The sequence below is a fragment of the Microcystis sp. M083S1 genome, from assembly GCF_020246405.1.
In the GTDB taxonomy this organism is placed as follows: domain Bacteria; phylum Cyanobacteriota; class Cyanobacteriia; order Cyanobacteriales; family Microcystaceae; genus Microcystis; species Microcystis aeruginosa_C.
The window spans coordinates 1-19,464 of record NZ_JADBTB010000112.1; the positions used below are offsets into that span (position 1 = coordinate 1).

Below are 19,464 nucleotides of genomic sequence, written 5' to 3' on the forward strand. Positions count from 1 at the left end.
ATCCTTATCTGGCAAGAGATTTAATTGATTAGTTCGCTCCAGATCGCCAACAATTGACAAAAATTGCGGCAATGTCTGTCTCTATAAAGGTTTCATTCCTTATAACCTCGTCCATTGCATAAGACAAACCGAAGAACCAAAAATACTCCGAAATCCTCGTGAACTTTATTTTAAGTCACCATGCCGAAGAAAAAATTATTCAACGCCAAATCTCTTTAAAAATATTGCAGGACATCCTCAATAATCCTGAGCAAATTTTAGAAGAAGATGGACTCAAAGTTTATCAAGGTACGTTTGTCGCCATTAACAATAAAACTTATCTTCTGAGAATTTACATTAATGACTTAGTTGAGCCTCAAAAAATTGTTACACTATATGTTACCAGTAAACTTAGAAAATATAGGCAGCTATCAAATGAAAGCTAAATATGATGCTGAAGTTGACGTTTTAACAATTACCTGGCATGACACACCCGTAGAAGAAAGTGAGGCAATCAGTCCGGGGGTTATTCTTGACTATGATCAAGCAGGTAATGTAATCGGGATTGAAATTCTTAATGCTTCTCGAAAAATCGAGAATTTTTCTCCGAATGTGCAGGTAGCTATTTCTTCTCGATAAAGGTGATCGCTGATCTTGTAAGTTGGGTTGAGGTGACGAAACCCAACATTGCCCTTATTTCTTACCTGAATTTTTTGGGTTTTACTTCTACATTTTATTCCATACCAATATCACTATCAAAGATCAGCTTTTCTGAAGCTCCCCACATCTGATCATAAATTCCTTCTTCAACATAACGGTGAAAACTGGAATATTGCCAATCTTTCGGAGCGTTTACTAATCCATGATGCACGGTATTCGAGATGATTAACAAAATCTCAATAAAAAACCCTTGACAAATCCCCGCACTTGACAGATACTTATATATATAATGGGAATCCGTGCCTGCCTGCGAACCCTCTTTTTTTAGGTTAGATAAGCGTCAAAAAAATAAAAACCTAATACCTGACCAGCACTAAACAGGATAGGGTATGACAACTAAAGACTTATACGAACAAGACTATCCTGCTTGGTTAGAAGAAACGGCCAAACAACTTCGACAAAAACAGACAGATGTATTAGATTGGGAACATCTCGGAGAAGAAATCGAAGCATTGGGGAACGAACAGAGACATAAAGTAGATAGTTATCTCCTACAATTGCTCATTCATCTGCTCCTCTACCAATACTGGCTGGAGGAACGAGAAAGATGTGCGCGGGAATGGCAGGACGAAATCGGTAACTTTCGGGTGGAATTAGAACTTTTATTGGAGTCGAAAACCCTTGATAACTATTTTTTAACCAGAATCGCCGTTATTTACCCCAAGGCAGTGAAGCGAGTCCGACAAAAAAGCCAATTACCGGCCGCTATCTTTGCCGAAAGCTGCCCCTATAGTCCCGAACAAATCCTCGATTCCGATTTTCTCCCCTGAAATTCTGGCAGATTTTTTCAAAAAAACCCTTGACAAATCCCCGCCCTTGACAGATACTTATATATAGAATGGGAATCCGTGCCTGCCTGCGAACCCTCTTTTTTCAGGTTAGATAAGCGTCAAAAAAATAAAAACCTAATACCTGACCAATACCAAAGACTTATAAGAACAAGACTATCTTGCTTGGTTAGAAGAAACGGCCCAACAACTGCGACAAAGACGGACAGATGTATTAGATTGGGGAACGAACAGAGACATAAAGTAGATAGTTATCCCCTACAATTGCTCATTCATCTGCTTCTCTACCAATACCGGCCAATGTCTTTCCTACTGGCCAAATTCTGGCAGATTTTTTCAAAAAAACCCTTGACAAATCCCCGCCCTTGACAGATACTTATATATAGAATGGGAATCCGTGCCTGCCTGCGAACCCTCTTTTTTCAGGTTAGATAAGCGTCAAAAAAATAAAAACCTGATAACCGATCCCTAACTACCTATAAGCTTTTCACCCAATCACTAATCAACTGGTTAACCTCTGTGGGAATTTCATCGTGGGGACAATGACCGGCAGTTAGATAATATTCTGTGAGAGAAGGATAGTATTGACGGAATTTGGCCCCGCGTTCCCTAGTATTCATCCAAGGGTCCCCCTCACCCCATAACATCAACAGGGGACAACTTAACTTTTGCAGGAGAATATCCACATTTTCCCCCCGGGGAGATTTAAACACAGAAGCAAAAACTTTGGCTGCTCCCGCATCCAGGGAAGGACGACGGATATCTTCTATTAACTGCTCAGTAATGGCACTGCGATCGAGATATACTTTCTCTAGGGTTTTGCGGATAGTTTTGGGTTGACGGGTATAGAGAAATAAGAGATAACTGGCCCAGGGTTGCAGCAGCATCGATCGCAGTAATTTTTGTGCTAAATTAGGCTGACGATTGCTTTCTGTATCGCTAAAGGGACCGGCGCTATTGAGGAGAATTAATCCCCGAACATTCTCGCAATGATTAGCAGCTACACAGAGAGAAGCGTAACCCCCCAGAGAATTACCCGCTAAAACCGTCGGTTGGCCCACAACTTCCTTGATAAAATCGTTTAATTGTTGCTGCCAAAGATTGCCACTATAGACAAGATCCGGTTTAGCTGATCTACCGAATCCTAGCAGATCGATCGCCCATACTTCCCATTCTGAGGCTAAACCTGACACATTTTTTCGCCAATGGTCAGTGGAAGCGCCAAAACCGTGGACTAATAGTAAAGGGGGTTTTCCCGTGACTCTAGTACCCGCTTGCACATAGTGTATCGAATTTCCTTGCCATTGCCAATTTTGCCTTATCGTCAGAGCAGCTGTATTCATCGGCTGTTTTGTTAAGTAATGTGAATAATTCTTAGTCTAACCGATTGGGAAACTGGAGACAAAGCTAGAGATTTTTGGCCAAACCCCTTGACTGAAAAGGGAACTTGACATATACTTATATATATAATGGGAATCCGTGCCTGCCTGCAAACCCTTCATTTTTGGGCAAATAACCCTAAAAAACACTCTCAAAAAAATCTTGAGCGGGATTAATCTGCTGGTATGGGTGGCTAACCCCAGAGAATTACTCCTGAATAACAGCTATGAAGATTTTGACGATTTTACAGGGATTAATCGACGAAAATCCCTTAACTGAGGCGGATCTAGAAGATTTACTAGCGATCGAATCCTTAAGTTTTAGGGAGACTAACCCTCTCATCCTACAGGAAAGGGCGGAACTATTAACGATTCTCTGGCCGCGAGTCTGGCAAAAATGTCAGGAGTTAGGGATAAATCAGCCAAATCAGATTTTGATCAGCTGTTGGCGCTTGTGGATTCCTTGGGCGCTAGAGCTACGCAACCACGCAAAACCGTTGATTCAAGGCATTTTGGCTCCCCAAGGCACGGGTAAGACCACCTTAACATCCATAATGTCGATTATTTTAGCCTATTTTGATTTAAAAGTAAATAATCTCTCTTTAGATGATATTTATAAGACCTATAATGAGCGAATAAAATTGCGTCAAAAGGATGAAAGATTGCGCTGGCGTGGTCCACCGGGTACTCATGATATAGCATTAGGAATTAAAGTTTTAGAACAGGTTTGTCAGCAAGAAAGTCCGATTTTAATCCCGCGTTTTGACAAGTTCCTGCATCGAGGACAAGGAGATAGAATTGCACCGGAACAAGTGGAGCGAGTCGATATTCTTTTTTTCGAGGGTTGGTTTGTGGGCATCAATCCAGTAGAAGAAACAGTCTTTGATCATGCCCCTGATCCGATTAATAGCGAGGAAGACCGACAATTCGCCAGAGATAATAATCAAAGATTGCGAGAATATCTACCCCTCTGGTCAAAAATCGATCGCTTACTGATTCTTTATCCCCTTGACTACCGTTACAGTTTACAATGGCGACAGGCGGCCGAAACAAAAGGAGGTATGACCCCATCAGAAATCGAGGAATTTGTCAAGTATTTTTGGAAAAGTTTACATCCGCAATTATTTCTCCCACCCCTGCTCAAACAAGCGGATATAGTGGTAGAAATTAATCGCGATCATAGTCTGGGAAAAATCAGTTATCAGTGAGTAGTAATCAGTAATCAGTGAAAAGAAAGCTCCGAACTTGTCACTTAACACTATTGACTGAAAACTCACATCTGGTAACTGATAACTGATAACTGATAACTGATAAAGCTTATGATTGAAGTCGAACATCTGAGTAAAATTTATGGTTCTACCACGGCAATAAGTGACGTAGATTTTACCGTAGAAAAAGGAGAAATTCTCGGTTTCTTAGGACCCAATGGAGCGGGAAAAACCACGACCATGAGGATTTTATCCGGTTATATTCCTGCCACCACAGGAACAGCAAGGATAGCAGGATATGATGTGCATCAACAATCCTTAGAAGTGCGTCGTCGCATTGGTTATCTTCCCGAAAATCCCCCCTTGTATCCGGAGATGACCGTGGAAAGTTTTCTCGATTTTGTCGCACGGATTAAAGGCATCTCATCGGGGGATAGAAAAGCGCGGGTAGATTTAGTTTTAAGCAAATGTCAGTTACTAGAAAAAAGAAAAGTTATTATCCGCAAGTTATCCAAGGGTTATAAACAGCGTGTGGGAATTGCCCAAGCGATCGTACACGATCCACCGGTAATTATTTTAGATGAACCGACAGTAGGATTGGATCCGAAACAGATTATCGAGGTGAGAAATCTGATTAAAAGTTTAGCGGGAGAACATACAATTATTCTCTCCACTCATATTTTGCCAGAAGTGAGTATTACCTGCGATCGAGCGACAATTATTAATCGGGGTCGCATCGTGGCCAATAATATTACTACCGCTACCCCTGCCGGTTCCAGTTATGAAATTGAGATCGAGGGTGATAGGGATTCCCTGCTAGAAATCCTTCAACAACTGCCGCAAGTCGAGCAAGCAGCAAAAGTCGGCGATAACCTGCTTAAAATTGTTGGTCAAGTGGGAACAAACCTAGGGGCAGAACTTGCTAGAATAGTTGTCAACAATGGTTATAACCTATTAGAAATGCGTCGCACCCGCAAAACCCTAGAAGATATCTTTCTGGAAGTAATCGGCAGCGGGGAAAGTAACCAGCAAGAGGAGAGGCATGATCAATAATATCTGGGCGATTTTTCGCAAGGAATTTCAAAGCTATTTTACCGCCGCCAATGCCTATATCATTATGGGCATATTTTGGTTAGTAGCGGGATTTTTCTTTAACTCCCTTCTCTACGGCATTATTCTCGATGTTAGTATCCAAGAACAATCGGGATTTCTGGTAGCCAGAGATACGGTATCTGAATTTATGACCACTTTCATCGGTATAATTTTATCCTCTTTATTGTTGGTAATTTTGCCAGCCCTGTCTATGGGATTATACGCAGAGGAAAAAAAACAGGGAACCCTAGAACTTTTAGCCACTTCCCCCCTGACCAATTGGAGTATAGCCATCGGTAAATTATTGGGAGTGCTGGCCTTTTTTACCGTGATGATTACCCCCCTCTGGATTTATGAAATAGTGGTTTTTAGTAGCGCAGTTCCCCCGGTGAATATAGCCAGTATTTTACTAGCTCATCTAGGATTAATTTTACTGGCAGCGGCCATCCTAGCCATCGGAATGTTTATTTCTTCCCTCACCAATAGTTCTATCCTGGCTTACATCATCACCTTTATCACCATCTTATTTATCTGGATACTGGATGTCATTGCTAACAATGCCGAAACCTTCTTTCGAGATCGCATCGGAGGAGAAGTGGGAGAACAGATCGGATTTTTCCTGAAAGAATTACTCTCCCATCTATCTTGGTATCAACCCTTTAACAATTTCGTGCGGGGAATTTTTGACAGTAGTAGTTTAGTCATCCTCCTCAGTTATATTCTGCTGGGAATCTTCCTAACTACTCAATCGATCGAAGCGGACCGTTATCAAAGAAACTAACTATGATATCCTGGCAAAAATACGGTAAATTTCTCTATATACCCGCCCTCTTTCTGGCTAGTGCCGGCTTAACCGTGGGGTTAATCTCCGGTCAATGGTCATCCCTCTCTCTGGGGTTATTAATTGCCGGGGCTATTCTGTTTCTAGGGTGGCTGTTGTTATTAGTAATCACTGCCAAAGAATTTTGGCAAAAAAGAAGTACCCGCACCGGCGCTCAAACCCTCATTACTACTATTATTGTCCTCAGCGTTATCGGTTTAATTAACTTTCTCGCCATCCGTTATCCCTATAGAGTTGATTTAACCGAAAACCAAATCTTTAGTTTATCCCCCCAAACCGAAAGACTATTAACCAATCTGTCAAAACCCGTCAAAGTCTGGATTTTTTCAACCCGGGGAATCAGTGGCAACGAAGAGGAACTTTTAGCCAATTATCAACGCAAAAACCCCCAATTTCAGTACGAAATAGTTAACCCGGAGAAAAAACCCAATATCGCTCAGGAATTTAAAAAACTAGCCAATGATAATCTAGCCAGAGTCTATCTACAGTATGGTGAAAAAAAACAACCCCTGAAAACTATTAGTGAAGAGGAAAGTCTCACCGAAGCGAAATTGAGTAACGCCATCGAAACCGCTAAAACCGATCGCACTCTAACCGCTTACTTTCTGCAAGGTCATGGAGAAAATGCCATCAAAGAACCTCAAGGGGGTTTAGGACAAGCAGTCAATAGTTTAGAAGCAAAAGGTTATCAAGTAGAACCACTTAATCTAGTGGAACGTTCCACCATTCCCAATAATGCCGATGTCATTATTATTGCCAGTCCCAAAAGAAAAATATTTCCCCAAGAAGTCACCGCTTTAAAAAACTATCTTGAGCAAGGGGGCAAAATTTTATTAATGATTGACCCTCAAACCGAAACCGGATTAGAACCCTTATTAACCCCTTGGGGTGTGAAACTAGATAATCGGATTATTATTGATGCTTCTGGTGCCGGGGAAATCATTGGTTTAGGTCCGGCTAGTCCCATTATTACCAATTACGGTAATCATCCCATTACCCGGGATTTTGCTAACGGTATTTCTATCTTTCCCTTTGCTCGTCCCATCGCCACCGTTCCCATCGAAGGAATTGAAGCCGTATCTTTAATGATTACTAATGATAAAATGTGGGCTGAGAGTGATTTAAATGATCAGAATCTCCAGTTTAACCCTGAAAAAGATTTAGCTGGCCCCTTTGATCTAGGAGTTGCTCTGACGGGAAAAAAAGGTAAATTAATCGTGATTGGTAATGCCAGCTTTGCCAGCGATGGACTATTTGAACAACAGTTAAACGGAGATATATTTTTAAATTCTGTGCAGTGGTTAGCCAGTGGTGAAACAGCCACCTTATCTATCCGGGCCAAGGAACCAGAAAATAGAAGAATTAATTTAAATCCCCTGCAAGCTAACGCTATTTTTTGGATAGCGATGGTAGTGATGCCTTTAGGGGGATTTACCCTAGCTGGATTGACTTGGTGGCAACGTCGTTAATCGAGTTAGAATCTTGAAAAATCATCTCTCTTATTCCTCTAACTGCCATGACCACAACCCAAACTATCCCCCAATTTTTGACTTTTGATGACTATATTAATCAATATCCCGATGATGGACAACAATACGAATTAATCGCAGGAAAATTATCGGCCATGATGCGACCGATCGGAAAACACGAAGAAATTGGCGGTTTTATAAGCATGGAGTTAGGATTGGAGATTAGAAGACGGCAATTGCCCTATTTTATCCCCAATACTGCCGCAGTAAAACCCCTTCGCCCCCATACAGGTTATCTACCCGATATTATTATCTTAGACAGAGAAAATCTAGTTAACGATCCCTATTGGGAAACCGCTTCCTCAATTTCTCTGGCAACATCAGCTAAATTAATTATTGAAATTGTCAGTTCCAATTGGCGAGATGATTATCTGAAAAAATTCGACGACTACGAACAATTAGGAATTGCCGAATATTGGATTATCGATTATTTAGCCAAAGGTTCGTCCCGATATATCGGCAGCCCCAAAGAACCCACCATTTCTATCTATCAATTAATCGATGGAGAATATCAAGGTAATTTATTTAAACAGGATCAACGTCTTATTTCAGGGGTTTTTCCAGAGTTAAACCTCACGGCTAATCAAATTTTTCGTGCTAGAGCTTAAAGAAAAACCCGTATTTTTAGATTAGACTTATGGTAAAAATCAAAAACTTACCTGAGAGTAAGGAGTCAGGAGCTTATAATAGAAAACAACTCAAGATCGGAGAAATCAATTAATGTTTGCCACAATAGAAGATAAACAAGCTCTTTCCCTCGAAGTATTTCTTGCCCTTCCAGAAACTAAGCCTGCTAGGGAATATTATCATGGAATTGTCACTCAAAAACCTATGCCCAAAGGAAAACACAGCATCTTACAATTTGAGTTAGCCTCTGCCATTAATCAACAGACTAAACCTCAAAAATTAGCTTATGCTCTACCTGAATTGCGTTGTACTTTTGCAGAACGTTCAATTGTACCAGATATTGCGGTGATTCGTTGGGAGAATTTGCCAAGAGATCTAGATGGAGAAATAGCTGATCAATTTTTACGTTATCCCGATTGGATTATTGAAATTATGTCTCCCGAACAATCTGTTACCTTAGTGATGGAAAAGATTATTTTCTGTTTACAACAAGGAACAGAATTAGGTTGGTTGATTGATCCTTCAGCAAAGTCAGTCACCGTTTTTCAAACAGGATTACCGAAAGTACATATTGCAACTGAAGGAAATAATGAGCCTTTAGCAGTGATTAAAGGATTAGAACGTTGGTCAATATCAGCAGTGGATATTTTTGCTTGGCTAAAGGTTTAATTTGTTCTGTCAGCATCGTTTGGTTTATCAGGTTATTCCAGAAGAGTAAAGTTGTCAAAGTTATACGGATGTGGACTCATTATCAATAACTCCTCTTATTTATGGCTCTTCGGGAATTGTTATGCAAATATTAAGGTTCTTCGGTTTGTGCTATGCAATGAACGGGGGTTATAAGGGATGAAACCCTTATAGAGAAAGACATTTAGCGATTTTTGTCAATTGTTTTCGCTCTAGAAGTAACTAATCAATGGAACTCTTACCAGATACGGATTTAATCGATTTATGCCACCCTATCGAACCAGACTAAGTAACGAAGAACCTCTATTAATTACTATTTTCTTCAGGAGGAGAAGGTGATAAAACAGGAGGAGCGATCGGTTCAATTTTATCCTCATTAACCGGGGGATTAATCACCTCTGGAACAGGAGAAGGCGAAGGAGAAGGCGAAGGCGAAGGGGAAGGAAGGGGAGAAACTTGAGGACTCGGATCTGTTTCAGGAAGAGGAACAGGAATAGGAATTACTTCTTCTGGGGTGGGACTAGGAGTTAATTCTGGAGTCGCTTCTGGACTAGGAATCACCTCTGGGGTGGGAGTAGGGGATGGAGTGGGAGTCGGGGAATAAATGGGAGTCCGTTGACGAGAAGGTCGTCGGATAGGGGGAAAATCTTGGGAGGGAGGAGGAATGATTTCAGGACTAGGAGAAGGTTCAGGGGTTGGTGATGGTTTAATTTGCTCATTTTTGGGAAAAATAGCCATAAATCCCCGATATCCTAGGGCAAAAGCCCCAATTGTCACCGCAAAAATCAGCAAAATCCACAGCCAAGTATTCTTTTTTTCCCCAGAATTGGGTTGAATAACCACAGTGGGGGAGACGGTTGGTTTTGGGGGTGTAGAGGACTTTAATCGGGGACTATGGGGAGAAACCGCGATAGTCGGTTGGGTGGACAAATCGGGGGACATTTCTGCCAAAGCTGCTAACATTTCCCTGGCAGTAGCAAACCGATCCCGGGGATGAAAACGGATCGCTCGATCGATTACCATAGCTAAATTAGGATTAACATTTTCTGCCTCCTGTCGCCAGAGAATTTCCCCCGTGCGCGAGTCAGTTTCTAGATATTGAGGAGTTTTTCCCGTTAATAAAAAAATCGCCGTTAAGCCTAGGCTGTAAAGGTCACTAGAAAAGACCGGTCTCCCGGCAGCCTGTTCCGAAGCCATATAACCGGGGGTGCCAAGGGCGATCGAATAGGCACTTTTTCCCGTAGGATCGAGTAAGGTGGCCACTGCTTCTTTCATTACCCCAAAATCGATCAAAATGGGCAAATTATCACTATTTCTTAAGATAATATTATCGGGTTTCACATCCCGGTGAATAATGCGGCGACTGTGAATAAAATCAATAACAGGCAGTAAATTCTCTAAAATCGTCCGCACTGCTGAGGAAGATAAATTTCCCTGTCGTTGCTGTTTTTGGGTTAGTGTCTCCCCTTCAATCCATTCCTGCACCAGATAGAAATGATTATCTTGGGCAAAATAACCGTATAAACGGGGTATTTGGCGATTTTGCTCTCCCAATTCCTCTAAAACGCTTGCTTCTTTCTGAAAACGTTCTTTTAACCATTCTGGCATCTCCTCACTTTGAATAGCCGGCTGCAATTTTTTAATCACACAGCGCCGTTGAGAAGGCATATTCGTATCGATAGCGATATAAGTTTCCCCAAATCCCCCCCTAGCAAGGGTGCTAACAATTTGGTAGCGATTGTTTAAAAGCACTAGATTCATTACCCTGAGAGTGCAAGCGTGGTCATAAATTGTTCCTAGACTAACATTCTTTCGTTAAGGAAAAAGTCAAGGCAAAAACTAGAGTCAAGTCTAAGGAATCCAGCGACGGATTTTCGTCCACAAAGGTGCATTATCTTGACTGCTCATCTCCTGAAAACTTTGATAACAATCGTAGGCGCGATTAAGATGGGCGGTGATTTCTGTCGCATTGGGATGGGAATTGCGATCGGGATGCCAATAACACAAGAGAGTTTTATAATTATTCTCAATCCGGTTAGTGGTGCTAAAAGGAGTAATCCCCAAAACTCGCCACCAAACGGGATTAGCCGACTCTATAATCATCACGGCCAAGGAACGGGGCGAAGGATAGAGAATTTGGGCGATTAATGACCAATCTGACCCATAACACACCCGATAAACCGCTTTAACCCGATCTTTTCCCAACTGTTCACAAGCTTGTAAATGCCATTGACGAAAATCCCTCCGCATCTGCTGATGAGTTCGCAAATCTCGCCTGGCAAATCTGCCCTCAGCTAGTTTATTAGTGCCAATAGTGTTAAAGTTACCATTAGCGATCGCTTTTAGATCCCAGTAGAGATGATAAAAAGGATCTTGAGCCAAGGCGAGACTTTCGAGAATTTCCTTAGCGTAACCTCTAGCCGGATTTAATCGCAATAATTCCCGTAATTCCCGACAAAACTGCTCATTTTCGGGCATACCGCGCCATTGCCAATAATTAACATCCGGTTTTGCCAGAGACTGCCTATATACACTGCGCCACACCTGCGGAACAGTACAGGTGATCGGGGTAGCCAAGGGAGTAGCCAGGGGATAAAATTGACCCTTTAAAGAGCTTTCAGGAGCATCTTCTAGTAAACAAGCAAGATGATAGGCGGGATGACTACGGGGCTTTTTTTGGGGGCTAATAAACCAAAAAGCCGTTAAAATGACAATTAAGTACAGGAGTAGAGAAAGAATTTGCTCCGCCATGGCAACTTTTAGTTAGTCTGCTCAGTTACCTCAAGAATTATAATTGGTGCTATGGTCGCTGAAAAGTTCTTTGTATCTCAGCTGATTGTCAGAAATCCACAAAACGGGGTGATATGTCGAAAGTTTCCATATATTCCTACTTTGGTTATTCGGAAAGTTTCTGTATAATCAATGGTTAGCTGGCCTCGTAATATCACGATGTATCTGATTAGGAGCGATATTATGCGACTTAGTGAAAATTTTTTACAGCCAGCATTGTCAGATGATTTTTACTGGCTCAACGAGCCGACGCATTATCGTTTGGGTAATGGCTTGGAAATTTCTACAGATGAAAAAACTGATTTTTGGCAAAACACGCACTATGGTTTTCAAAGAGATGATGGGCATTGCTTATTGATGCGACAAGTTGGGGATTTTTCCCTAATGACCCAAGTAGAATTTCAGCCTCGGGAAAAATATGATCAATGTGGCCTAATGGTGCGGATTGACAGTCAGAATTGGATAAAAGTTTCCACGGAATATGAAAGCGAACAAACTAGTCGGCTTGGTTCTGTGGTGACCAATTTGGGATATTCTGATTGGGCAACGCAAGACATTTCTTCACGATACCGCGAAATGTGGTATCGCATCAGTAAACGGGGGAGCGATTTTCTGCTAGAGAATTCTTATGATGGGCAGGCTTGGCTGCAAATGCGGATCACACACTTACACAAGATAGCCGACGATTGCCAAATCGGAGTGTATGCCTGCAGCCCGATAGGCAAAGCGTTTCGCTGTTGTTTCAAAACCTTGGAAATCTCAGACAATCAGTGGCTGGCAATACCGGAAGCCAGCTAACAACCGTATGCACCTGACTGGCACTTATGCGCCTTAACGCCTGGCTTGTTGTGGTTAACGGCTTGTCTGTCTTATGCTAGAGTTTCATAATTACCCAAAGCTAATGAGGCAAAAAATAATGACGGACAAAAATAAGCCAGAAGAAGTTCAAGAAGCAATGATTTCAGTGGGAGTGGGTACAGCGATTGGAGCTAGTGCATCGGCAGTGGTTGGCGGTATGGGACTGGCTGTAGGAGGAACTGCTCTAGGAGTCGGTATGGCTCCAGTAGCAGCGGCAGGAGCAGTGGTTGGCACGGCAGTTTACGGAACCAAAAAAGCAATAGAAGAGCAAGACGCAACGGCAATTGGAGCAGCGGCAATTGGTGCGGGTGCTGGAGCCGGTATATCAGCATTAGTTGGAGGTATGGGATTAGCAGTAGGGGGGACGGCAGTTGCAGTGACGATGGCTCCCGTAGCGGCAGTAGGAGCAGTAATTGGTTTAGCTGGATATGGGATTTCTAAATTATTCACTGAGTAAGCAATGGCTAAACGGAAAAGACAGTCCCCCAATGCTGCTCAAAAATTAGTAAGAGGAGCAATTCGGGACTTTATTAATCAGGTTAATGGCATAGTTATTGAGCCGGAGATAAATACTCCTGTAAAGGGTACAGAGGCTTGGTATCGGGACAAACTGGCTGGGGAATTAGGAGGAAAAACCGAGGTTTACATTGATAAGGTAGGTAGAATAGATGTCTTAACTAATACTGAAATAATTGAAGTTAAAAATACAAAAGGCTGGAAATCAGCGATCGGGCAAATCAAGAGTTATGGACAGTATTATCCCAAGCATAAAATGAGAGTTCACCTATTTGGGAAATTGACTGAGAGTAAACTGGAAACTATCCAGAGAGTATGTAACCTAGAAGGTATAACTCTAACTTGGGAATAGTATGATCGCCGCTCTGGTAGGGTGCGTTCCCTGATGCGGGTCCTACCGCTGCAGCGATCGATTTTAAGGAAACCCAACATCCTCACCTATTACCATGAAAGGGTATAATAAGTTTACTTAAGGTCATCAAAGAGGTAACAAAACCTTAATGGAAAGTCGCATCCAGATTCATCCAGATATTTGTAATGGAAGACCTGTTATAGCTGGAACCCGAATTCCGGTGCAAACAGTTATGGAATTTTTGGGAGCAGGGGATTCTATTGAAGAAGTCCTTGAAGAATATCCTTCTCTGAATCGAGAAGATATTTATGCCTGTATGCAATTTGCAGCAAGATTGATGGCGAATCACTATGAAGTCAGAAAAATTGCATGAATGGTTTTTTCTTTGATGAAAATTTACCAGCTAAAATCCTGTTTACTCCATCTTTACCGATCATTTTTAGGGAGAAGTCCAAGGGATACGGAAATTTAGCAATATGCAAAGGATAAAAAACTGGTTATTGTTACGAAAGATACAGACTTTTCTGATAGACTAATGCTAGATTTTTCCCCACCAAAAGTAGTACATCTCCGTGTTGGCAATATACGAAAACGAGAATTTCATCAGTTTTTAGCTCGTATTTGGCCAGAAGTTGAAGCTTTGGTTATTGAACATAAATTAGTTAATGTCTATTTAGATAGAATTGAAGCATTTAGATAATTTTTCCTAACATTCATTGCGATATCGCTAAGGTGGGTAATGCCTGCCTTACTCTAGGGAAAGTCCAGTAATAATATCTTCTGGGGGAATCCCAGCTTGAATTAAATTGGTTGTTAATCCTTCTTCAAGATTATCATCTTCAATAACAATTTTATTTTTCAATAAACGAGCGTGAAATAAAATTGTATTAATCCACGCTTCTTTTTCCCAACCAGTCATAATTATTAAAAAGTTGCCTGATTCTGGATCACAAACTGGGGTAATTTTAAGGGTTTGTAATCGAGGTTGCATCGCCGACTCTTTTCTGATAACTTGAGTCAGAATATCGGCATAATTTACTGTGTTATCCATTCGCAAATTATCTCCTTTTGAGGATTATAAATAATTAAATTGATTTTATTACGTTTAATAACCAGTTGGAAAATAGCTTTTTTGAAGTGTTTTAAATAAACCGCTTGACTAATGCCCAAAAAAAGTTTTCTTTCAGGTTCTTGTGAATCTAAAGCCCATTGGTATAATTGAAGTTGTCCTATTGTTTTTTCTAATTCACTGATAACTGAAGGCGTATCAAAGTCTTTGATTTCTACGGCAATTTTACGTTCTTCTTTTTCCGCAGCAAAAAACTTTTCTGCTCCTAAATCAGCTTTAAGCAAGGTTTTTTCTAAGGTTAGAATTAAAGGATCATCAGTGATTTTCCAACCCTCTTTTTCTAAAGTATGACGTAATGATAAATGTAGATCGTCTCGTCTGGACATCCTTATAAACCCTGCTTAAGAGGTTCGATTTCTATTCTACTACAGTTCGCCCTAATTCGGATTTATTATGACCGAAAAAGCGGTAAGGTGGGCAATGCTCACCCTACTATTTCTATTTTCGCTTGGTCAGGCTAGAGACTAACCCTAATCCTCCTAATCCTAACAAGGCAACAACGGAACTCAGTGCAGATCTGGTAGGGTGTGTTCCCTCATGCAAGTCCTACCGCTGCAGCGATAGATTTGAATGATTATAAGCTAAAAACGTCTAGGCACAGCGACGGACGGGAGTGCGATCGGTTATGATCGAGTTGTAAATTTTTGTTACGAAGTGCAGTCAGATTGAACAATTGGTGCCACAATCTTCGGGGAAAAGCTGATGTTATTTCGGCTGATTGTCAGCAATCTAGCTAAAGGAATTCGAAAGACTGCGATGACCTACTATAAAGACCTGACTCCCTACGAATATTTTGCCAGGCATGAACCGCCTGTACTAAGAGGTGAGCGTATGCTAACCACTCTCAATGTTGGTTGGCTCAGCGGCAACAAATCCTATTCAAAGGGGGAAACTTCTCAAGAGTTCAAGGATACACTGTTCCAACTCTGTCTGGACGAATACATCGTTAATATTGCTCGTGGGTTTCATGTATGCGAATTGTGCCGTGACATTTCCTATGAACAATGGTGCGTACCACGATATGGGGAAAAGACTCATTGGCTCAACATCGGAACTGGCGAGCTCCGTGTGATTGGCCAATCTGCCATCTACGCTGCGCCTACACTCATCTATCATTACGTTGTGGAACACCAGTATAAGCCACCAGACGAATTCATCGAAGCCGTTGTTACGGGTCCTTCGCCAGAGTCAGAAGAATACCAAGCTCTCCGAAGAAAATTTCATTGATTCAAGTAAATGATATAGCGTTTCCTGTTCGCAAGAGGTACATTATTGATGTTGAAAAGCTTAATCAGCAAAGGTTTAATTGTGCCACATAGATGTGAGAACCGCTATAATAATCTAAAAACGTCTAGGCACAGCGACGGACGGGAGTGCGATCGGTTATGATCGAGTTGTAAATTTTTGTTACGAAGTGCAGTCAGATTGAACAATTGGTGCTGCAACCTTGCGGAAAAATTAGAATCTCAGCAGCGCTTGCTTACCACTAGCTTTATAGTCATTCATGCTTATCAAATCCCTAAAGGAGCTTCATGAGTCCTTGTTGGCACTTGTAGAAGCGCCGAATCAGAAAGAAGAACATTACCAAAAGTGGTTTGAAAATAACCGGATGATATTCTCTGTACTTGGTTTTTCGGAGGAAATACCTCACCCTTGCTCAATCAACATTGAAGGAGAGGAATACATCCCTGACTTCTTGGCAAGAGACTGTAGCGGTAGCTGGTTTGTCTTTGAACTCAAGAGGCCAGATATTAAAGTCCATACACAGAAAAACCGGCGTAGGACTTTCTATCGAGATTTTGAGTCATACATCTCTCAATGCAATGAGTATTCACTCTTTTTTGAGGAGACGGATAATCGAAACTTTATGAAGACAAAGTATGGGATCACCGTTCAGAGACAAGTACATAGCATACTTGTGGCATCAAGAGATGATTCGCTTGATAAACATTGGGTTCACGACGAAATTGTTAGGAATAGAAATTCAAGAATAACCTTGTTGACGTTTGATGATATTCTTTCATCTATCGAAAATCAAATCAGGCTTCAGGAGTCTCCACTGCTTCATCTACAAGGAGTTTCAGGTGCTGTACTCTTTTCGCATTGTGATCCAATAACTACACCTCAAGATCAATACCTGCTTGATTTTGGCAGTGATCCTATGAACAAAGTCTCGGTAGGATTCAATGCAAATTCGGTTTTTGTAGATATTACGATCAAAGGAAAATGCGTATCAACCAGAAGGCCTTTCTTATTCGTACTTGGGAATAAACCAAATCTACTTTACTTTCGGGTTGGTCTATCTGATTCATGTACACATATATCATTATCAATGAATGGCACTGAATCCATTGACAGAGTATTTGATCCCATGCACATAAAGACCGAATCAATTCACAATATCGTATGCGGATCTGACGTGATGATGAAGACACCCGCAAGCTCAATAATGTATGAGGTTATTGTCTATGCTTGTATACTCGATCATAAAGAGAAAGAGCAGCTCCTTTCATACTTTAACCAGAGATATCAATACTATCTCTCTCCACTAGCGATTCATCCCTTGCCTGGAATATTATTTGACGGCTTGAAAAGCCTGTACACCCCCGGCCATCCTTTTTCGACTGACAAAAAAATATCAGGAAAAAGTATTCTTTCAAATAAGATGTTAGGCTGGTACGATGCTGCGGGTGGAAACTTAACACTTTCTGACGGAAGTACTCCGCTGCCTGCGCCATATCTTGCGCAGCCCAAAGCCATGCCTCCTTACTCCTCTAACTAACCTGTAGTAGCTGTAGCTGTAGGGTGTGTTCCCTCATGCAAGTCCTACCGCTGCAGCGATAGATTTGAATGATAATAAGCTAAAAACGTCTAGGCACAGCGACGGACGGGAGTGCGATCGGTTATGATACTAAATCCGTTGAGTATAGGCTATATATCAGGAGAGGCACTCATGCAAGAGGCAAAAGGCAAAAGGGGGAATAAATAATCAGTCTTTAATAACCGGATTTAGTATCAGACTTGAATTGGCCTATTGGTGGGGGTTTCATCCCGTCGCACTAAGCACTTCGGGTCTTCACCCCGACATTTGAGATAAATTCTGGCGGCAAGGAAATGACCGATTCTTGGTCAGGAGAGACAATGACAGGCAAAATAGCTTGATGGTGATAGGTTACCTTCCCTTGTTTCGAGGTGCTTTGTTGAGCAACGAGGACAACTAATTTTCTCTGAACTATAGTACTGAGTAGCATCTGGGATTGATGTCGGATTAAAGTTTTTCTTAGTAGATAGCGAAGGCAATCAAGTTGATTGTCCGAAATATTATAGAAAAGCTGAAAAACAACTAAACCGATTAAACAAGAAAAAGTCGAAGAAATACCGGAAGGGTAAAAAACAATCTCGTAATTATCACAAAGCTAGAAAGCGATATGCTCGGAAACATTTAAGAGTAAGTAGGCAACGAAAAGATTTTGTCAAGAGTGTGGCACTCCGTTTAGTTAAGTCTAACGACTTAATCGCTTATCTTGCCCTATCCACGTCTGTTAGACTTCTGATAAGAACGAATCACACTAGAACCCTATATCTTTGATTATCAAGGCTTCGGCCGTGAGACTTCGGCCTGATCTCAGACGAACGCTCAGTCGAACAGTTTCAGCTTCGGTAAAACTGAGGGCTTCGGCCGTGAGATCAGCCGAACGGTCTTCACCTGACATTTATGATAGAATTTACCCTGTTCACAGCCTCTATCGTGCCGACAACAGTCACCGTGATCACTTTAACTCTTTTGCACCCCAATCAGGCCACGCCCCTACAACATTGGCAATTTGACAATGATCAGTCAACCATTCTCATCGGCAGGGCGCTGGATAATCATGTGGTTCTCTATAGTGCTGTGGTTTCGAGGCGGCACCTAGAAATCCGCCATAATGATCACGATGATTGGGAATTGGAAAATTTAGGGACAAATGGGACGTTTCTCAATGGCAACCCGATCGAGAAAACCGCCGTCGTCGATGGGATGGTGGTTCGTTTAGCCACCTCTGGCCCGCAAATTCAAATTCGTCTCATCGATAAGGACGAGCAACCAAAATTAATCCTCAAACCCCTAGAGGCTCTTTTGGCGGACGACCCCATCCAGCCGGAAAAGGATACTATAGCCAGCTAGAAAATATTAAATTTTTATAAAGTTTTTTCAATTTCCCTAGCAAAATGTAAAAATAGATACAGAATAAGAAATAAAATCTTCTAACTTGTTGTCCCTAAATAGAGACGACAAGAGAGATTAAAGTCACTTTAAAGCATTGCAGGGAGTCGGTGATATGACGTTAGCCTATCGAGGAGTTAAGTACGAAAGGGATTCTCTCCCCTTGGAGATGAAGACCGGAGATATCGGGGGTAAATACCGAGGTCAAGACTGGAATCACCATTATCCTCGCCATATGCTCCAATTAGAGCCGAAACTGCATCGTCAGTATCGTGGAGTTGCCTACAGCACCCGTCCTCATCTTGCTGGACAAGTCACCCCGAACACTTGTCCGTTACCGGTTGTCAAACCCCCTATTGTCGTCCAAGAGGAAACCCTTTCTAGCGTCCATCTGAACAATATTCGTCGTCGTCTGGAACGTCGTTTACAAATCGCTCAAGAGAATGGGGATGAAACCCTCGTTAATCTCTTGAAAAAAGAATCCCAAGACTTAGCCTTAAACTACTAGATTAGCAGTTTTTTTGCCACTTTCCCCTCGGTTTTGCCGGGGGGAATATTTTTGGGCGCAAAAATCTTATCGATAGAAATTATCACCCTAGTTAGGGGCTGCTGAAAAAGTTTTTCGTGGGGGCAGGGTGTGGGGTGTGGGGTGTAGGGTTTTACCGATTTTGAGGTAGTCAGTTACCTAATTTTCAGGGAAAAAGTACCTGAATTTTACCCCCGATCCCTCCAATGGTCGGCACTTTTTGAGGTCAAAAAAGTCTA

General features: G+C 41.7%; 23 protein-coding genes and 3 pseudogenes. 20 read left to right on the forward strand and 6 right to left on the reverse strand.

Annotated features, from left to right (window positions below; genetic code table 11):
• Window positions 1–158 precede the first annotated feature (158 nt).
• The 4 genes and pseudogenes from IM450_RS11510 to IM450_RS22510 form a co-directional block, all read left to right on the forward strand.
• On the forward strand, window positions 159–425 hold the full coding sequence (locus IM450_RS11510) for a hypothetical protein (RefSeq protein ID WP_002798441.1): 267 nt from the start codon (window positions 159–161) through the stop codon (window positions 423–425).
• Window positions 376–618 (forward strand): DUF2283 domain-containing protein, encoded by a 243-nt coding sequence (locus tag IM450_RS11515; protein WP_002775710.1) that lies wholly within the window; start codon window positions 376–378, stop codon window positions 616–618. The genes IM450_RS11510 and IM450_RS11515 overlap by 50 nt, the downstream gene beginning before the upstream one ends.
• Window positions 619–1,028: 410 nt before the next feature.
• On the forward strand, window positions 1,029–1,469 hold the full coding sequence (locus tag IM450_RS11520) for a DUF29 domain-containing protein (protein WP_287668926.1): 441 nt from the start codon (window positions 1,029–1,031) through the stop codon (window positions 1,467–1,469).
• Between the two features lie 142 nt (window positions 1,470–1,611).
• Window positions 1,612–1,787, forward strand: a pseudogene (locus IM450_RS22510) (DUF29 family protein); the annotation flags it as partial.
• A gap of 176 nt (window positions 1,788–1,963) precedes the next feature.
• Here the strand turns inward: IM450_RS22510 and IM450_RS11530 are convergent.
• Window positions 1,964–2,830, reverse strand: a complete 867-nt coding sequence (locus IM450_RS11530; RefSeq protein ID WP_287668929.1) for an alpha/beta fold hydrolase — start codon at window positions 2,828–2,830, stop codon at window positions 1,964–1,966.
• Between the two features lie 263 nt (window positions 2,831–3,093).
• Here IM450_RS11530 and IM450_RS11535 point away from each other — a divergent pair, with 263 nt between their 5' ends.
• The 6 genes from IM450_RS11535 (at window position 3,094) to IM450_RS11560 (ending at window position 8,832) form a co-directional block, all read left to right on the forward strand.
• Window positions 3,094–4,074 carry an ABC transporter ATP-binding protein gene (locus IM450_RS11535; protein WP_287668932.1) on the forward strand — a complete coding sequence of 327 codons (981 nt, stop codon included), beginning with the start codon at window positions 3,094–3,096 and terminating at the stop codon, window positions 4,072–4,074.
• A gap of 111 nt (window positions 4,075–4,185) precedes the next feature.
• On the forward strand, window positions 4,186–5,127 hold the full coding sequence (locus IM450_RS11540) for an ABC transporter ATP-binding protein (RefSeq protein WP_287668935.1): 942 nt from the start codon (window positions 4,186–4,188) through the stop codon (window positions 5,125–5,127).
• Window positions 5,117–5,947, forward strand: a complete 831-nt coding sequence (locus IM450_RS11545) for an ABC transporter permease (protein ID WP_004163762.1) — start codon at window positions 5,117–5,119, stop codon at window positions 5,945–5,947. Before IM450_RS11540 ends, IM450_RS11545 begins: the two co-directional genes overlap by 11 nt.
• 2 nt (window positions 5,948–5,949) lie before the next feature.
• Window positions 5,950–7,476, forward strand: coding sequence for a GldG family protein (locus IM450_RS11550; RefSeq protein WP_287668938.1), 1,527 nt, complete (start codon window positions 5,950–5,952; stop codon window positions 7,474–7,476).
• A 47-nt stretch (window positions 7,477–7,523) separates the two neighbouring features.
• Window positions 7,524–8,144 (forward strand): Uma2 family endonuclease, encoded by a 621-nt coding sequence (locus tag IM450_RS11555; protein ID WP_004163760.1) that lies wholly within the window; start codon window positions 7,524–7,526, stop codon window positions 8,142–8,144.
• A 112-nt stretch (window positions 8,145–8,256) separates the two neighbouring features.
• Complete coding sequence (locus tag IM450_RS11560; RefSeq protein ID WP_151694644.1) at window positions 8,257–8,832, forward strand: Uma2 family endonuclease; 576 nt, start codon at window positions 8,257–8,259, stop codon at window positions 8,830–8,832.
• Between the two features lie 324 nt (window positions 8,833–9,156).
• Here the strand turns inward: IM450_RS11560 and IM450_RS11565 are convergent, their stop codons facing one another.
• Together IM450_RS11565 and IM450_RS11570 are read right to left on the reverse strand one after the other, a co-directional pair.
• Window positions 9,157–10,611, reverse strand: coding sequence for a serine/threonine-protein kinase (locus IM450_RS11565; RefSeq protein ID WP_287668946.1), 1,455 nt, complete (start codon window positions 10,609–10,611; stop codon window positions 9,157–9,159).
• A gap of 90 nt (window positions 10,612–10,701) precedes the next feature.
• Window positions 10,702–11,601, reverse strand: a complete 900-nt coding sequence (locus IM450_RS11570; protein ID WP_287668949.1) for a J domain-containing protein — start codon at window positions 11,599–11,601, stop codon at window positions 10,702–10,704.
• 222 nt (window positions 11,602–11,823) lie between these two features.
• On the opposite strand from IM450_RS11570, the gene IM450_RS11575 reads away from it, so the two are divergent.
• The 5 genes and pseudogenes from IM450_RS11575 to IM450_RS11595 all read left to right on the forward strand — a co-directional run.
• On the forward strand, window positions 11,824–12,438 hold the full coding sequence (locus IM450_RS11575) for a DUF1349 domain-containing protein (protein ID WP_287668951.1): 615 nt from the start codon (window positions 11,824–11,826) through the stop codon (window positions 12,436–12,438).
• 118 nt (window positions 12,439–12,556) lie between these two features.
• Window positions 12,557–12,955, forward strand: a complete 399-nt coding sequence (locus IM450_RS11580) for a hypothetical protein (RefSeq protein WP_002746868.1) — start codon at window positions 12,557–12,559, stop codon at window positions 12,953–12,955.
• A gap of 3 nt (window positions 12,956–12,958) precedes the next feature.
• The gene (locus IM450_RS11585; protein ID WP_002801583.1) at window positions 12,959–13,366 is read left to right on the forward strand and encodes a hypothetical protein; all 408 of its coding nucleotides are present in this window, start codon (window positions 12,959–12,961) and stop codon (window positions 13,364–13,366) included.
• A 148-nt stretch (window positions 13,367–13,514) separates the two neighbouring features.
• Window positions 13,515–13,739, forward strand: a complete 225-nt coding sequence (locus IM450_RS11590) for a DUF433 domain-containing protein (protein ID WP_002765154.1) — start codon at window positions 13,515–13,517, stop codon at window positions 13,737–13,739.
• Window positions 13,740–13,850: 111 nt separating this feature from the next.
• Window positions 13,851–14,066: pseudogene (locus tag IM450_RS11595) on the forward strand (DUF5615 family PIN-like protein); the annotation flags it as partial.
• 48 nt (window positions 14,067–14,114) lie between these two features.
• Here IM450_RS11595 and IM450_RS11600 read toward each other — a convergent pair.
• Both IM450_RS11600 and IM450_RS11605 read right to left on the reverse strand, forming a co-directional pair.
• On the reverse strand, window positions 14,115–14,417 hold the full coding sequence (locus IM450_RS11600; RefSeq protein ID WP_002784929.1) for an element excision factor XisI family protein: 303 nt from the start codon (window positions 14,415–14,417) through the stop codon (window positions 14,115–14,117).
• The gene (locus tag IM450_RS11605; RefSeq protein ID WP_002801581.1) at window positions 14,402–14,821 is read right to left on the reverse strand and encodes a XisH family protein; all 420 of its coding nucleotides are present in this window, start codon (window positions 14,819–14,821) and stop codon (window positions 14,402–14,404) included. Before IM450_RS11605 ends, IM450_RS11600 begins: the two co-directional genes overlap by 16 nt.
• Window positions 14,822–15,197: 376 nt before the next feature.
• Between IM450_RS11605 and IM450_RS11610 the strand changes: the two genes are divergently transcribed.
• Both IM450_RS11610 and IM450_RS11615 read left to right on the forward strand, forming a co-directional pair.
• On the forward strand, window positions 15,198–15,722 hold the full coding sequence (locus IM450_RS11610) for a DUF7919 family protein (RefSeq protein ID WP_002801580.1): 525 nt from the start codon (window positions 15,198–15,200) through the stop codon (window positions 15,720–15,722).
• A gap of 277 nt (window positions 15,723–15,999) precedes the next feature.
• Window positions 16,000–17,277: a Shedu anti-phage system protein SduA domain-containing protein gene (locus IM450_RS11615; protein ID WP_043997803.1), complete on the forward strand. Its 1,278-nt coding sequence runs from the start codon at window positions 16,000–16,002 to the stop codon at window positions 17,275–17,277.
• 277 nt (window positions 17,278–17,554) lie between these two features.
• On the opposite strand, the gene IM450_RS11620 is transcribed toward IM450_RS11615, so the two are convergent.
• On the reverse strand, window positions 17,555–17,746 hold the full coding sequence (locus IM450_RS11620) for a hypothetical protein (RefSeq protein ID WP_002801578.1): 192 nt from the start codon (window positions 17,744–17,746) through the stop codon (window positions 17,555–17,557).
• Between IM450_RS11620 and IM450_RS11625 the strand changes: the two are divergent.
• From IM450_RS11625 to IM450_RS11635, 3 genes and pseudogenes are all read left to right on the forward strand, one after another.
• Window positions 17,743–18,063, forward strand: a pseudogene (locus IM450_RS11625) (transposase); the annotation flags it as partial. The gene IM450_RS11620 and the pseudogene IM450_RS11625 overlap by 4 nt on opposite strands.
• Before the next feature lie 147 nt (window positions 18,064–18,210).
• Window positions 18,211–18,660: an FHA domain-containing protein gene (locus tag IM450_RS11630; protein WP_287668961.1), complete on the forward strand. Its 450-nt coding sequence runs from the start codon at window positions 18,211–18,213 to the stop codon at window positions 18,658–18,660.
• A 154-nt stretch (window positions 18,661–18,814) separates the two neighbouring features.
• Window positions 18,815–19,207, forward strand: a complete 393-nt coding sequence (locus IM450_RS11635; RefSeq protein WP_002804658.1) for a DUF4278 domain-containing protein — start codon at window positions 18,815–18,817, stop codon at window positions 19,205–19,207.
• Window positions 19,208–19,464 lie beyond the last annotated feature (257 nt).

Excerpts from the sequence above, each read along its gene's own strand:
- IM450_RS11610 (WP_002801580.1), top strand. The coding sequence starts at position 15,198 with ATGTTATTTCGGCTGATTGTCAGCAATCTAGCTAAAGGAATTCGAAAG.
- IM450_RS11570 (WP_287668949.1), bottom strand. The coding sequence starts at position 11,601 with ATGGCGGAGCAAATTCTTTCTCTACTCCTGTACTTAATTGTCATTTTA.
- IM450_RS11615 (WP_043997803.1), top strand. The coding sequence starts at position 16,000 with ATGCTTATCAAATCCCTAAAGGAGCTTCATGAGTCCTTGTTGGCACTT.
- IM450_RS11550 (WP_287668938.1), top strand. The coding sequence starts at position 5,950 with ATGATATCCTGGCAAAAATACGGTAAATTTCTCTATATACCCGCCCTC.
- IM450_RS11580 (WP_002746868.1), top strand. The coding sequence starts at position 12,557 with ATGACGGACAAAAATAAGCCAGAAGAAGTTCAAGAAGCAATGATTTCA.
- IM450_RS11605 (WP_002801581.1), bottom strand. The coding sequence starts at position 14,821 with ATGTCCAGACGAGACGATCTACATTTATCATTACGTCATACTTTAGAA.
- IM450_RS11600 (WP_002784929.1), bottom strand. The coding sequence starts at position 14,417 with ATGGATAACACAGTAAATTATGCCGATATTCTGACTCAAGTTATCAGA.
- IM450_RS11620 (WP_002801578.1), bottom strand. The coding sequence starts at position 17,746 with ATGCTACTCAGTACTATAGTTCAGAGAAAATTAGTTGTCCTCGTTGCT.
- IM450_RS11515 (WP_002775710.1), top strand. The coding sequence starts at position 376 with ATGTTACCAGTAAACTTAGAAAATATAGGCAGCTATCAAATGAAAGCT.
- IM450_RS11565 (WP_287668946.1), bottom strand. The coding sequence starts at position 10,611 with ATGAATCTAGTGCTTTTAAACAATCGCTACCAAATTGTTAGCACCCTT.
- IM450_RS11635 (WP_002804658.1), top strand. The coding sequence starts at position 18,815 with ATGACGTTAGCCTATCGAGGAGTTAAGTACGAAAGGGATTCTCTCCCC.
- IM450_RS11540 (WP_287668935.1), top strand. The coding sequence starts at position 4,186 with ATGATTGAAGTCGAACATCTGAGTAAAATTTATGGTTCTACCACGGCA.
- IM450_RS11545 (WP_004163762.1), top strand. The coding sequence starts at position 5,117 with ATGATCAATAATATCTGGGCGATTTTTCGCAAGGAATTTCAAAGCTAT.
- IM450_RS11590 (WP_002765154.1), top strand. The coding sequence starts at position 13,515 with ATGGAAAGTCGCATCCAGATTCATCCAGATATTTGTAATGGAAGACCT.
- IM450_RS11520 (WP_287668926.1), top strand. The coding sequence starts at position 1,029 with ATGACAACTAAAGACTTATACGAACAAGACTATCCTGCTTGGTTAGAA.
- IM450_RS11530 (WP_287668929.1), bottom strand. The coding sequence starts at position 2,830 with ATGAATACAGCTGCTCTGACGATAAGGCAAAATTGGCAATGGCAAGGA.
- IM450_RS11630 (WP_287668961.1), top strand. The coding sequence starts at position 18,211 with ATGATAGAATTTACCCTGTTCACAGCCTCTATCGTGCCGACAACAGTC.
- IM450_RS11560 (WP_151694644.1), top strand. The coding sequence starts at position 8,257 with ATGTTTGCCACAATAGAAGATAAACAAGCTCTTTCCCTCGAAGTATTT.
- IM450_RS11555 (WP_004163760.1), top strand. The coding sequence starts at position 7,524 with ATGACCACAACCCAAACTATCCCCCAATTTTTGACTTTTGATGACTAT.
- IM450_RS11535 (WP_287668932.1), top strand. The coding sequence starts at position 3,094 with ATGAAGATTTTGACGATTTTACAGGGATTAATCGACGAAAATCCCTTA.
- IM450_RS11585 (WP_002801583.1), top strand. The coding sequence starts at position 12,959 with ATGGCTAAACGGAAAAGACAGTCCCCCAATGCTGCTCAAAAATTAGTA.
- IM450_RS11575 (WP_287668951.1), top strand. The coding sequence starts at position 11,824 with ATGCGACTTAGTGAAAATTTTTTACAGCCAGCATTGTCAGATGATTTT.